Below are 13027 nucleotides of genomic sequence, written 5' to 3'. Positions count from 1 at the left end.
ATGTCAATCCACAAGAAGCAGTTTTCAGCCAGAGCAGCGATTTTACTGACGGCACTGACAGTTTCAGGCTGTAATGTCAGTGAAGAAGTGACGCCTGAGGACAAAAAAGGCGAAATTGGTGTAGGCCAGATTGTGCCTGCGCCAGAGTCAGATGTTGCAGTTCAGTTTTCGATTTACCCGTATTTGCAGCAACCGACGTCGAACAGCATGGCGGTGATGTTCGAAACTGATGATCCGTCACCTGCCGTATGGGCCAGACCTGCAGACAGCAAGGGTGAATTTACCGTGGCTCAGTCGGTGAGGGTAGACAACACCAATTTGTACAGCGTGACTGTTGAAGGATTGGATGCGGATACACCGTATGAATATTTCATTGTCAGTTCCGCAAAAGGAAAAAATAACGTTTCGGCGGTTTCAGAACGCTATGTGTTTAAAACTTATCCTGCCGCCGGAGCAACAACTGCGCCTTTTCGCGTGGTTGCCATCAGTGATACGCAAAATAACAGTACGCTGGGTGCCCTGAACGACATCATTTCGAAAGGGATCATTCCAACCGTTTGTCAGAGTCAGCCTGAAACCTGTGCCTCTTCGATTGCGGCCATCACGATTTCGGGCGACATTGTGAACAGTGGTGACAGTCTGTTGCAATGGCGACGTGATTTCTTTGATCAAATGAAAGCCATTTCCCCTTACGTGCCGCTGGTGGCAGTCCCCGGCAACCACGACTACTACGGAAATACCGAACTGACGAATTATCGCCATTTCTTCCAGCAGCCCGACAATGGCTCAGCCGGTTATGAAGAGCAGTGGTATTGGCTGGATTACGGGAATCTGCGTCTGGTCGGTCTGAACAGTTATCCGATTTCAAAAAGCCACGGAAAATTTAATTCGGAAACATTGGGGATTCAGCGCCAGTGGTTACGGGAGTTGCTGGTGGATACACAAGCAGACAGTGATGTTGATTATGTGCTGAGTATGTTCCATCACCCGTGTCTGTCAGAGCTTTGGTTGTCCGGAGAAAGTATTGGCAGTTGCGAGATGGTGGCAGAAATGGAAGATTTCAGCCGGACTACCGGCAAGCTGACCGGACATTTGTTTGGTCACACCCATGCGTATTCGCGTGGTCAGTCGATGGATACCCATCACCTCTGGCTCAATGCGGCAACAGCGGCCGGTTATCGTGAAAAAATGAACGATGACAATTACTACAAAAATGACACCCGTGATTACGACACTTTCGCCATCAGTCAGAGTGAATTTGGTTTTAACCTGCTGACTTTCAATCAGGACAATGCGTCTTCCATGCAACTGACGCGTTACAGCGCGACGGTCGCAACCAAGGGCGGCGGTTATGCCAGCCTGGAGGATACATTCACGGTCTCAGATACCCTGACGATGAAAGCCAATCCGGTGGTGGTCGATGCGCCGCAAGTGCTGGAAGGCAACGGTAATTTTGCTCTGAATCAGCTGAACCTGGCGATCAGTCATCCGGATCCGGCCAGTATTTATGAAGTTCAGTGGCAGCTGAGTCAAGACGAAGAGTTCAGTCAGAACGTGTTTGATATCTGGGGGAACAAAACCCGTGCCCATAATATCTGGCCAACGCAGGACGGAACGATTCAGGGCACACCGGTCGATACACAGGCCGGAGTTGATCTGACGAGAATCAGTCTGGCTGATTTTTCCGGTCAGCTGAAAATGGGGAATGATGAAACCCATAAGTGGCAGAAAAGAGATTCAGAGCATTCCCATGACTCGTTCCGGGATCCGTTCAAGGGCAGTTCTGCGCCGGTTCTGACGCTGTTTCCCGGCGATACCTGGTACTGGCGCGCCAGAGTCCGGAATGCCAACCTGGGGTGGTCTGACTGGAGTGATACCGCAACATTATCGATCGATGCCGGAGTCACCACAGCGCTGCCGGTTCAGAACGGTGGCGCAGAAGCGCAGGATTTGTCGGGCTGGACCCTGGAACAAGGCTACTGGCGGGTATTAGACGAAATTGACAATATTACACCAGCCGAAGGGCAGTATTACTTCAGTGCGCGTCCGAATGATACCGCAGCGGGCGGTGCTGCTTACGATGATCTGAGTCAGACGATTGACGTCAGTTCATACAGCAGTGCGATTGAACAGTCGCTCGCATTTGTCCGGTTGAGCTTCAACAGCAACGGCTGGGGCGATGGCGATCATGCGATTGTGAGCCTGCAAGCACTGGATGGCAGCGGGAATGCAATCGGTCAGCCAGGTACTGTAAAGACAGAAAGCAAAAAGCAGCAATGGCAGCAGTATGATTCAACGCTGTTGTTACCGGCAGATACCCGTGCAGTGAAACTGACTCTGCGTGCGGTGAAGAAAGCCGGCAGTATGTCGGACGTACATTTGGACCATATACAGTTATCCCTGACAACGCCTTAATCGAAGGGTGGAACAGACGTAACAAACGGCACCGGTTTGGTGCCGTTTTCATTTGCCTCGCGATGCGTGATGAGGGCTTTTACATGATTTCCGGATGTATCCGCAGAAGAGCTCAGCGAACCTCCAACCTTTGTTTAAGCGTCTTGTTTAAGGCGTTGTCGATACGATTAACTTCGCCCCAAATGTGCCTAACAAAGCACCGGCGGTGCGGCAAAAGACACGTTTGAATCTGAGATAAAGCCGTTGTGCTTTAGGGGTGGAAAGCGCTGTCGCAACAATGGCATACCAGCCGAAGTTAGACAGGAAAACGCCTGTGCTCAGGAAGAGTGGTGTCATGGCGGGAACGTCAGCCGGTAAGAGTGCAGCAAATACACTGCTGAACACCATCGCTGTTTTGGGATTGCTCAGCTGCGTTGTTAAGCCATAGAAAAAAGATGCCAGGCTGCTTTTCTGTCTGTTCTGAGTCTGGCTGGGTACGGACTGTTGATTGCCTTGTTTCCAAATACGGTACGCTAAAACGCAGAGGTACGCGCCACCCAGCACTTTGAAAGTGATGTAGAGCTCTGGAATCAGGGTGAATAATGTCACCAGTCCGAAAGAGGCAAGCAAGGCAAAAATCAGAGCGCCGCACCCCATCCCCAAAGCAATTGCGAAGGCATGCCGTCTTGAATGAGACATTGCCGTTTGTGCGACCAGCAGAAATGAAGGACCTGGCGTCATCGCGCCCAGGGTCAGCAAGGCCAGAATCGGCCACAGGAAAGAAAAATCTTGCATATCGGACTCTTAATATTCAATTGAAGTGGCTTGCCGGGCCATCACATCAGTCATCGGGTGACAAACTGGCGAACTCAATATATTGCATATGTTGTCTGAAAATCCAGCCCGCTGGTATGACGATCAACTGATTGCTGACGAAGCGTAGTTCGGGTGAGGCGTTGCAGAATGAATTTGAGCCCAGTGATGCTGCCAGATAGGGGAAGCGAAGCGCGGTCATGAATTTCCGGCAAGGAATCTTCGGAAAGAGAAAGGGCACGTTGCGTGCCCTGATGTTTTTATTTTATTTGTGCGGGCGATGCTGTGTATCTTCACCGGCCGTAATAAACAACATGCGTGCCCATAACTTGATTTTTGCCGTATGCCAGGTGCCTTGCGGTACAAAAACAAAGGAACCGGGCTCATGTAAGGCAACTTCCTGAACACCTTCCGGATATTCAAGGAAAAATGTTGCTGCGCCAGCCAGCAGAATCACGACTTCATCACCTTTCGGGTGCACTTCACTGCTGGGCCAGTCTTCCGAGAAATCGTATAGGCTGACGAGATACTCGTGATGAAAATCGCCCAGTTGCCCGGCCATCAGACGGGGCCAGAAGGTATCATCAATGGTTAAGGGTTCGATGCTGGCGTCGCTGCGTAAGCGGAGACAGGTCGATTTCAGGTCCAGCGGCTGCTTATCTGACATGTGGATTCCTTTCTCTGAACTAAGAGAGTCTTAAAATCAGTCTCATGCCATAAGCATAGCTGAAGGGTCGGCTGCCGCTGTGATCTCCTGAAACGATGGGATCAGACTTCCAGTTTGAAGGCGGCAGCATCTTCCGGGGTATAGTTGCTTTTGAAGGTGAACGCATAAGGGCTGTCACCATTGTGTCTCAGGTAATCGAGACGCTGCTTTGCTTCTTCTATCGTGGGGATATGATTGTCAGCAATCCACCACAGCACATAGGTATCCTCGGCAGAACGATAGAACCATTCACTTTTACGTCGCATGATCTCGCGGTGATGTGTCCTGAACATAAAATTTTTGAGTGCATCCACAGAGTCCCATACTGACATATTGATCAGCATATCGGGATTATCAAAGGCATTGATGCTGGTGGCATCTCCGGAGTCATCTTGCAGCCGCCAGACAAAGCCATCACTTTGATCCGCAATGCTGTTGACCGGTTCAAGGTTATCAACAAAGTCTTTGATTTCAAGAGCATCCATCGGATATTTAGAAAGCGCAATATTCAGTTGTGCAAGTTTCATCTTTCCTCCGTGATTTAAGATAGACGAGCGCAGATTTGTTCTTTCAAATAAAGATTTGAACACATGCTTCCTGAAATGAGTAGACTGTTATTTCTTTCCGGCATCAGGCATTTCGATCTTTGAGATATCAACCAGATTCCAGGCCATCTCCTGATTTCGGTATATTCTTTTGCCTAAATCCGGATAATCAGCAACATCATGTGGAAGGCGTTGGCCGATGACCAGACACTTCAGAACTGTGTGGATAATGTTCAGATGGTTATGAGAGTGGAAGAGACAGGTACTGTGAAGCTTTGAGAACAGCCCTGTCTATCTGTTGTTATGAGCGAGTTAGCACTGTACTTTAAAACTATCATTTTCCTCTGACATGAGTATCACAGAAAACTTCAGCTCTTCAGATAACTTTTGGTAACTTTCATCAGACAGGCCAGGCCACGCTCCTTTGAATAATCCTGAAAAAAGTGGGGTGTTAGAGATTTGAGATTGTAATGAGGCGCATTGATCTTTGTCGATGTACTTCGCTCGTCCTGTCAGGGTACTTACGAACGAAAGTTTCTCGTTACTTTCGACAACACTGAACTTTTTGACATCGAACTTCGTTTTACCCACTCTTTCACCTTTTAACTTTTCAGTTAATATCATTGCCGCAATTTCAAGTTTGAGTTTACCAACATCGTACTGACTGGCCGGGACACTTTTTAGTGAGTCTAAAGTTGTAGCGGAAAGAGTAAAAGAAGCCAATAGAATTGTTGCTAAACTAATGATTTTTAGCATAAAAATCCTTTTTATTTTGAGTGTGGAGCTCAATTTATAGCGCATATGTAATCTCATGAAAAGTATACTGTTCCCCAAGATGGGATCAGTTCGTCAGTGGATAGAGATGTACTCCATATCTTTTTATTTCTTTCCGGCATCAGGCATTTCGATCTTTGAGATATCAACCAGATTCCAGGCCATCTCCTGATTTCGGTATATTCTTTTACTTAAATCCGGATAATCAGCAACATCATGTGGAAGGCGTTGGCCGATGACCAGGCATTTCAGAACTGTGTGGCCAGTGTTCAAAAGACTATGTGCTTCGCCGCCGGCTTTGTAGCCGATAAAATCTCCGGCGCTGACCGAGTAATAGTGCTTTCCGATTCTGGCCTCGGCTGTGCCTTCGAGAATATAGACACATTCATCTTCAAAATAATGGCGATGAAATTCTGTGGTCAGCATGCCAGGCTGGACTTCAATCAAGTGAACTCCAATCCCGGTCAGTCCGGTCAGATCACCAAGTGACTTATTTACACGCTGGGCCTTAGGGTTCAGAAAGTGGGTTTTTTCGATGCCCTCGAAAGCCTCAATATTCTCTCTTGTCAGCAGGCATTTATTCATTATATATATCCTTGTCAATTGAATGGTTTTTACAGCATAGACCAGAATGAACAACAGAGAAGTTTTGTTTATCAAGTGATTTAGTATGAAAATCAGCTGATCCGATTATTTTTTAGAAACAATGCATAAGCATGGGAAGATGGTTACGGAGTGGAAAAGTCTACGTCAGATCACAATTATGGCGTCAGGTTTTTATTCTGGTTAAGATGAATTTTCAACGTGATTTTTGGATTTACTATTTAAAATTTAACATTTTGAATTGGTTTTATGTCCTAAACAAACCGAGCGTTCTATATGCAATGATGAGTTAACTGTTTGTTTTTATGTTTTTTTGTTGTCGGTTTTATTGGGTTAAATATTAAACTAATTATTATGTTTTTATAATATCTGAATTTTCAGATAAATGAATCAACAATTATTTCAGATTATTTCATTAACATAATAAAGTTTTTTTGATGATAAATATTTTGTTGACTCGAAAAACATTGGGTTGGTATAAGAATTAATGCATATGTGCACAATGTATTATTCATTGGCTTGTGCGAATTTATTGATACAAAAATAACAATGAACAAGAAGGCAAAAATGAAAAAACAAATAGCACCTTTCATATTTTTAATACCATTTGGTCACATTTCAGCCGCGGCTGCTTTGGAAACCAGTGCTTTCTATCCTGAGGAAGTAGAAATTCACTACAACCTTGGGCCTGAAGTTTGTAAAGCGGATTTCAGACCGGTAACACGTGCTGAAGCATTGCGTTTCCGCGATTCGATCATGAATAAAATCGGCAAATGGTCTTATGTCACGCTGGCTGATGGCTGGATCATCATGGGCCCGGGTTATCAGGGTGAAATCAAGGAAGGCAGCGCTGATCATACAGCCTGTTATCCGTTGAATGCAGAAACCAACATTTTAACTTTCCCTTCTGTCACCATTGATGAGGGCTCGAAAGAGCGGGTTGAATGGACGCTGGTCAATGATCAGGATAATTTCATTTTGCCTGCCGCATACCTGGCACACCATATGGGTTATGCCTGGGTTGGCGGTCCGAAAGGTTCTCAGGTCGGTGAAGACATGAAAGTCTGGTGGGACAGCAATGCAAATGCGTGGAAGATCCGTGGGAATGATGGCCCGTGTGAAGGGTACCGTTGTCAGGATATGAGCACCATTTCGGTGAAAAACTTCTCGTACACCATGGATCCGAAGTCTTTTAAAGTCGATGGTTCTGTTGTGAATTCGAACAGCAAACTGGTGAATACCATTTCGTCGACGGCGATCAATAAAACCAGTATTGAACAGCAGTATGTGATCGATATCAGCTACAACACCTCGACAAGCTGGTCACAAAACAACAGCTACAGTTTCAGTGAAAGTGTTGCAGTGAGCAGTACGTTTAAAAGCCCGAACGTGACAGGTGGTGTGGATAAGTCGATTCAGGTCACTATTGGCGCGACACAAGGGTGGGGCAGTACCAGCGGCGGTGAAGAAAGCAACCGCGTGACCATTCAGGCCAGACCGACCGTGCCTGCGAACAGCGCACTGAAAGTGCTGCTGAATGTGTATCGTGCTGATATTTCTTACCCGTACGTGTTCGATGCCGATGTGTCTTATGAGCTGGGCTTCGACGGTTTCATGCGTTGGTCAGGCAATGGTCTGCTGTGGCATCCGGAAGACAGACCTGATTTCAGCACGACCTTTGCGATTGGCCGTTTTGCAGGTCAAGAGAAGAGTCTGGAATTCCAGTGGGATCACCGTGATATCACGGGCATGAACAAAACCTGGGACTGGAACTGGATCGCGCAAAATGCGGGTTCTTACGACACCCGTTACTGGCTGGGTAAAGTGTTGTCACCGAAGAAAGCCAGAATCAAAGGTCAGTTCTACGCAGAAGATCAGTTCACTGGTGAACTGTACTTTGAAGAAATTCCGCTGCCGCAAGGCGACAGCAACATGGCGACCATGGAGAAAAGCATCAAAGATCAGCTGGAAGACGCAGGTCTGACTGATGTCCAGGTCTCTGTGAGAAAAGAAAGTACAGGCGTTTAATTGAGTTAAATCAGCCTCTTTTGTAAGAACAACCGGAAGCCACCAGTGGTTTCCGGTTTTTTACGATTGTGATTCGTCAGTTCAGCACCGAACCAATTTGTTTGACGGCAAAATACATCTGGTTGTCGTAATGCGTCACCTGAATCTGTGTGATGCTGCCATTGCTGATGGATAAGCCTGAATACCAGGCCGGATTTCGCCAGTCGAGGCCGAGCACGTCGGCAAGAATGGCACGAATCACACCGCCGTGGGTGACAATCAGCACATTCCCCTTCAGCCGTGCAATTTGTTGAGACCAGCAATCCGAGACGCGCTGGTAAAAGTCTTCAAGCGTTTCGGCTTCCGGCAAACGGGTACTGGCCGGGTTTTGCCAGAACTGCTCCAGTTGCTGCCATTCAGGGCTGTCTTTTGTGACCAGGTCAAAGGGGATGCCATCAAGCAGACCGAAGTGCATTTCCTGAAATCCGGGTTCGGAGATCAATGGCTGCTCTGTGTCCAACTGGTTGGCAAGCGACCAACAGCGACGCAGCGGCGAACTGATAACGGTTTCGAAAGAAATAGGCTGATGTCTGATTTTACTGGCGATGGCCTGATTGATGTCTTCCTGAACATCAACATCTGTTGAGCCGTATAAAGCCGCCGGTCCGTTGACTTTCCCGTGCCGGACGAGCGTGATGGTGAATGTTGTCACTTTGACGCCTCTTTCAGCTTCAGCGGTAGTCCTGCCGCAACAAAGGTGACGTCCTCAGCGATGGCGGCAATCTGCTGATTCATGCGGCCGGCATTGTCGACGAAATAACGACTGATTTCACCCAGCGGAACGATGCCGAGGCCGACTTCGTTCGAGACAAAAATCAGCTCCGCAGGACAGGTTCTGACTGCATCCATAAGCTCCGCAATCTGTTCTTCCAGTGCGTCATGACTGCACCTTTCTCCCAGTGAAAAAATCAGGTTATTGAGCCACAGCGTCAGACATTCGATCAGTACGACATCATCAGACGTCAGGGTGCAGAGCAGCGCGGGCAATGCCAGCGGACATTCATGCTCAATCCAATGATCGCCCCTTTGTTGCTGATGATGCTGGATCCGCGCCTGCATCTCTTCATCAAATGCTGTTGCAGTGGCGACATAATGCAGTGATTTCCCCGGGCTCAGTTTTTGCTGTGCCAGTTTTTCTGCAAAGGATGATTTGCCTGAGCGCGCTCCGCCCAGGACCAGACTGACCTTTGACATGATCGCCATGTTATCCCCCCTGATGATGGACGGAGGCAATCAGGATCAGGTAGATCAACAGCTCCATCAACTGCTGTGCTGCGCCAAGACAATCTCCGGTAAATCCGCCAAGTCTTGTATTCAGCCAGGCTTTAAAAGCGAAGCGAAACAACCCGGCAGTGATGAGCAGGGCGATTGCTGACTGAGGCGTGAAGAACAGGCTGACCAGTGCACCCGTTGCAATCAGGCAGAGGAGTTCAGGAACTGTTTGGGCATTGGCAAGTGGTTTGCTTTTGCTGGTGTCAGATTCGCTGACATAACGCATATCAAAAATCAGTGTTGCTGCCACAGCACGGCTGAGCGTGTAGGCGACGATCAATACTTCAACCAGTCCGGTTTCTGTGGCCAGATAGCTGAGCATGATGAACTTGCCCAGCAAAGCCATGATGAGGGTCGCAGCACCATAGGTACCGATACGGCTGTCTTTCATGATGGTCAGGCGGCGTTCTGTGGTCATGCCGCCACCGATACCATCTGCCATGTCGGTCAGACCGTCTTCATGAAATGCACCTGTCAGCATTAAACTGCAAACCATGACGAGAAAAACCGCAATCTGTGCGGGAAACCAGTGAGCGGCCACCGAATAGATGGCCGCGCAAAGAGTGCCCAGCAACAGTCCGACTAAAGCAAAATATCGCCCTGCACGGTTCATACGTTCGTCCGAATAGGGCGTCGATGCCGGAATCGGCAGGCGGCTGAAAAATGAAACCGCCAGACAAAACAGTTGCGCCTGATAGCGAAGGCTGAACATTTATACCGTCACTCCGGCATCGGCAAAACTGGCCATGTGATTGTAAAATTCAGCGCTGGCCTGCAGGAGCGGATATGCCAGGGCAGCCCCAGTGCCTTCACCCAGTCGTAATCCCAAATCCAGTAATGGCACAGCTTCCAGCAGGGCTAACACTTTCTGGTGTCCCTGTTCTTCAGAACGGTGCGCAAAAATCATGATATCCCGTGCATCCGGATTGAGCAGCGTTGCGATATAAGCGGCGACAGACACAATGAACCCGTCGACGAGTACAGGGACACGCTGCTCACTGGCGGCAAGAAAAGCACCGACCATCTGAACAATTTCAAAACCGCCCAGCTCAGCCAGCGCTCTGAATGCATCAGGTTCTCCGTTTTCAGTATATCGGGTAACCCCCTGACGAATCAGGCTGACTTTGTTCAGCAGCTGCGCATCGTTAATGCCTGTGCCTTTTCCGACACAATAGGCGACGTTGGTTTGGCTGAGCGCTGCCAGGAGTGCAGAAGCACTGCTGGTATTCCCAATGCCCATCTCACCAAACATCAGTAAATTACAGCCAGATTCGATGGTTTGTCGTGCAATTGCACCCCCCAGTTCCAGCCCCTGTGCGACCTGCGCTTCAGTCATAGCCGCCTGCTGGGCAAGATTCTGGGTTCTGGTCCCCAGACGCTGCAGAATGAAATTTGGATTGTCGGTATCGACCGGCAGCAGAATCCCGCAGTCAATGACTTTCAGGTCGATCGCATTTAACCGGCAAAACTGGTTAATCGCCGCACCGCCGGCAAGAAAATTCAGCACCATTTGCTGTGTGACTTCACTCGGAGCAATGCTGACGCCTTCTTTCGCAATGCCGTGATCTCCGGCAAACAGCAGCATCGTCGGCTGATTCAGGTGAATCTGACGGACAGCGTTCTGCTGTCCCTGACTTTGAATCAGTGCAAGCTGTAAAGCCGTGGATTCGAGTTGTCCCAGTGAACCTGTGGGTTTCGTTTTTTGGTCGATGCGTTCTTGAATGGTTGAGGTATGGCGATTATCTAAGGTCATATTTGCGTGCTCTGCTGTTGGATTAATCAGGACGTTTTACGGTGAATACATCGCCCAGCCGGGCGTATTCCGATCCACCAAGGCGAGAAATCGGATCAAGTTTGAGCGCATCTATCTTGAGTCGTTCACTGTTGCGGTCAATCATGTTTTCATCCAGATAGATCTGCTCAATTTCAGCGAAGATCAGGCTTTGCGGGGTGTTGCCAATCTCTTTGATTTCAAAGAGTGTGCAGCCGAATGCAACCGGACAGGCTGCAACACGCGGCAGGTCGAATCCCTCAAATTCCGCCAGCTCAATCTGATTGGTTTCCACTTCAGAGACTCGGTGATCCAGGGTTGCAGAGGTCGCCGTGACCTGTTCCCCCAGTTCTGTCGGAGCGATGTGAATCACGAGACGGCCCGTCGCCATGACATTACGCGTGGTGTCTTTGATGTCACCGTTGGGTTTCTTGCCGACGGAGAGCATGAGCAGGGGCGGATTGCTTGAAACGGCCGTGAAATATGAAAATGGCGCCAGGTTGTAATTTGCATCACCTGCATCGGTCAGAACCCAGGCCACCGGGCGAGGGACGATGGTTTGGGTCATCAGATGATAAATATGGCTGGGCGCCATGGTTGAAACGTCAATATTCATTGTGGCTTCCATGTTCAATGTTTCATGCAGTGTACCTGCCGCTTTGCTTTGAAAGCAAAGTGATTGATCTATTTATTAGAAATGGCATCCGATGCCTGAATCTGACGTATCAGTGTCCATCTTCCGTCGGAACGATTGCCGCAGGGGACGCGGTTGACTCTTGTGCTGACCGTTGTTGCAACGAAAGCAGCCAGAACCCTGTTGCAGCCAGAGCTGCCACGCTGATAATCATCATCCAGGCATTTGTATAACCATTACTTTGAATATAGGCACCGATGAAGACATATGTAGGCATCAATCCAATGTTTCGGATCGTGATCAAAATACCGCTGATCCGTCCTCGGTGACTGCTGGGCGAATGGTTTGCCAGATAGACTCCTTCTTTCGTCAGCAGGAAGACTTCGGCGGCAGATAACAGGAACCAGGCGAAAAAGATCACCCAGACAGCTGTCCATTGCATGATCATGGCATAGCCGATGGCGAACAGCCCCCCGGCAATTGCCAGACTGCTGAGTTCACTTTGATTGTTGGTGAGCCGCATCAGCAACGGGGTGGCAACCACAACGACGACGCTGGCAAACGTCATGAGTTGTCCGAATAAGACCGCGCCATCCTGTGTGAACACATGACTGAAGTACAAAGGGCCGGTCATCGTCATCTGATTCAGTGCGAACCAGAGCAGTGTACAGAGTCCGCCAAAGACCAGCAGTCTCGGACGTTCGCGAAATACAGTCCATACCGAGCTGTCAGTTGCGTGTTCCAATGCAGAAAGTTCAGTGTATTCGGTGGCATGATGCTCGTCACTGACGCGGTACATCACGATGAGAATGCCGATCAGTACAGCGAAGCCGTTCCCCCAGTAGATCCAGGCGGTGTGATGCCAGAAGAGGTAGCCGGCGACCACGGGGCCGACGGCAGAACCCAGATTATAAGCAAGGTAGCTGAGCGACATCACAGCATCCCGGTTCTGTGGGTTGGAATGTCCTGCAACCAATGCGTTGCTGGCCGGCAAGGCAATACCGATAAAGAAATAAGCAAGGAACATGAGCGCGGGAGCAATCACGTGGTGTTCGGAAAAGAACCCGCAAACCAGTAACACCAGTGCGCCGAATAACTCCCCCCAGACCATGGTGCGTTTATGACCATAGGTGTCTGAGAGTTTCCCGCCAATTAATCCCCCCATCATATATGTCCCGGTGACAATCATGACCAGCGTACCGGCAATCGTCGTGGAATAGCCCTGCTTTTGAGTCAGTAAGAGGGTCATAAACGGAATAATGAAATTTCCAAGACCAAGAATGAATCGTGCGACGGCAATAGAATAGATATCTCCCGGCAATCCTTTGTACGGCGAGAGTAATTCAATCAGGCGTTTATAAATCAATCGGAGTTCCTTTTCCGTGAGACAAAGCCGAAGCCATATTTTTCGGCCGGTGTTCCTGCTTTCATTGAAGGGCGACATCATA

13 protein-coding genes are annotated in these 13027 nt (G+C 48.9%); 2 read left to right on the top strand and 11 right to left on the bottom strand.

Going from position 1 to position 13027, the window contains the following annotated elements:
- A complete protein-coding gene (locus ACYP03_RS15795) occupies nucleotides 1-2415 on the top strand; it encodes a metallophosphoesterase family protein (RefSeq protein ID WP_459780915.1) in 2415 nt (804 codons plus the stop codon).
- Between the two features lie 147 nt (nucleotides 2416-2562).
- On the opposite strand, the gene ACYP03_RS15790 is transcribed toward ACYP03_RS15795, so the two are convergent.
- The 5 genes from ACYP03_RS15790 to ACYP03_RS15770 form a co-directional block, all read right to left on the bottom strand.
- The gene (locus tag ACYP03_RS15790; RefSeq protein ID WP_459780913.1) at nucleotides 2563-3189 is read right to left on the bottom strand and encodes a LysE family translocator; all 627 of its coding nucleotides are present in this window, start codon (nucleotides 3187-3189) and stop codon (nucleotides 2563-2565) included.
- A 283-nt stretch (nucleotides 3190-3472) separates the two neighbouring features.
- Nucleotides 3473-3874: a cupin domain-containing protein gene (locus tag ACYP03_RS15785; protein ID WP_248142130.1), complete on the bottom strand. Its 402-nt coding sequence runs from the start codon at nucleotides 3872-3874 to the stop codon at nucleotides 3473-3475.
- 101 nt (nucleotides 3875-3975) lie between these two features.
- Entirely contained in the window at nucleotides 3976-4440 is a 465-nt protein-coding gene (locus ACYP03_RS15780; RefSeq protein ID WP_459780912.1) for a DUF3291 domain-containing protein, read from the bottom strand.
- 330 nt (nucleotides 4441-4770) lie between these two features.
- Entirely contained in the window at nucleotides 4771-5214 is a 444-nt protein-coding gene (locus ACYP03_RS15775; RefSeq protein WP_459780911.1) for a hypothetical protein, read from the bottom strand.
- A 123-nt stretch (nucleotides 5215-5337) separates the two neighbouring features.
- Nucleotides 5338-5871 (bottom strand): cupin domain-containing protein, encoded by a 534-nt coding sequence (locus ACYP03_RS15770; RefSeq protein ID WP_459780910.1) that lies wholly within the window; start codon nucleotides 5869-5871, stop codon nucleotides 5338-5340.
- 531 nt (nucleotides 5872-6402) lie between these two features.
- On the opposite strand from ACYP03_RS15770, the gene ACYP03_RS15765 reads away from it, so the two are divergent.
- A complete protein-coding gene (locus ACYP03_RS15765; RefSeq protein ID WP_248142133.1) occupies nucleotides 6403-7863 on the top strand; it encodes an aerolysin family beta-barrel pore-forming toxin in 1461 nt (486 codons plus the stop codon).
- Between the two features lie 76 nt (nucleotides 7864-7939).
- Here ACYP03_RS15765 and ACYP03_RS15760 read toward each other — a convergent pair whose 3' ends face one another.
- The 6 genes from ACYP03_RS15760 to ACYP03_RS15735 all read right to left on the bottom strand — a co-directional run bounded on the left by ACYP03_RS15760 (nucleotide 7940) and on the right by ACYP03_RS15735 (nucleotide 12945).
- Complete coding sequence (locus tag ACYP03_RS15760; protein ID WP_248142134.1) at nucleotides 7940-8554, bottom strand: histidine phosphatase family protein; 615 nt, start codon at nucleotides 8552-8554, stop codon at nucleotides 7940-7942.
- Entirely contained in the window at nucleotides 8551-9105 is a 555-nt protein-coding gene (gene cobU, locus ACYP03_RS15755) for a bifunctional adenosylcobinamide kinase/adenosylcobinamide-phosphate guanylyltransferase (RefSeq protein WP_459780909.1), read from the bottom strand. Before cobU ends, ACYP03_RS15760 begins: the two co-directional genes overlap by 4 nt.
- A 1-nt stretch (nucleotide 9106) precedes the next feature.
- Nucleotides 9107-9886 (bottom strand): adenosylcobinamide-GDP ribazoletransferase, encoded by a 780-nt coding sequence (locus tag ACYP03_RS15750; RefSeq protein ID WP_459780908.1) that lies wholly within the window; start codon nucleotides 9884-9886, stop codon nucleotides 9107-9109.
- Nucleotides 9887-10927, bottom strand: coding sequence for a nicotinate-nucleotide--dimethylbenzimidazole phosphoribosyltransferase (gene cobT / locus ACYP03_RS15745; RefSeq protein ID WP_248142137.1), 1041 nt, complete (start codon nucleotides 10925-10927; stop codon nucleotides 9887-9889). It abuts the gene before it with no gap.
- A gap of 22 nt (nucleotides 10928-10949) precedes the next feature.
- The gene (locus tag ACYP03_RS15740; RefSeq protein ID WP_459780906.1) at nucleotides 10950-11561 is read right to left on the bottom strand and encodes a flavin reductase family protein; all 612 of its coding nucleotides are present in this window, start codon (nucleotides 11559-11561) and stop codon (nucleotides 10950-10952) included.
- Nucleotides 11562-11670: 109 nt separating this feature from the next.
- A complete protein-coding gene (locus ACYP03_RS15735; protein WP_459780904.1) occupies nucleotides 11671-12945 on the bottom strand; it encodes an MFS transporter in 1275 nt (424 codons plus the stop codon).
- Between the last annotated feature and the right edge of the window lie 82 nt (nucleotides 12946-13027).

The sequence above is a fragment of the Photobacterium sp. R1 genome, from assembly GCF_054600795.1.
Note: the sequence above shows the minus strand (reverse complement) of the source record. Positions and strands in the feature narration are given on the sequence as shown.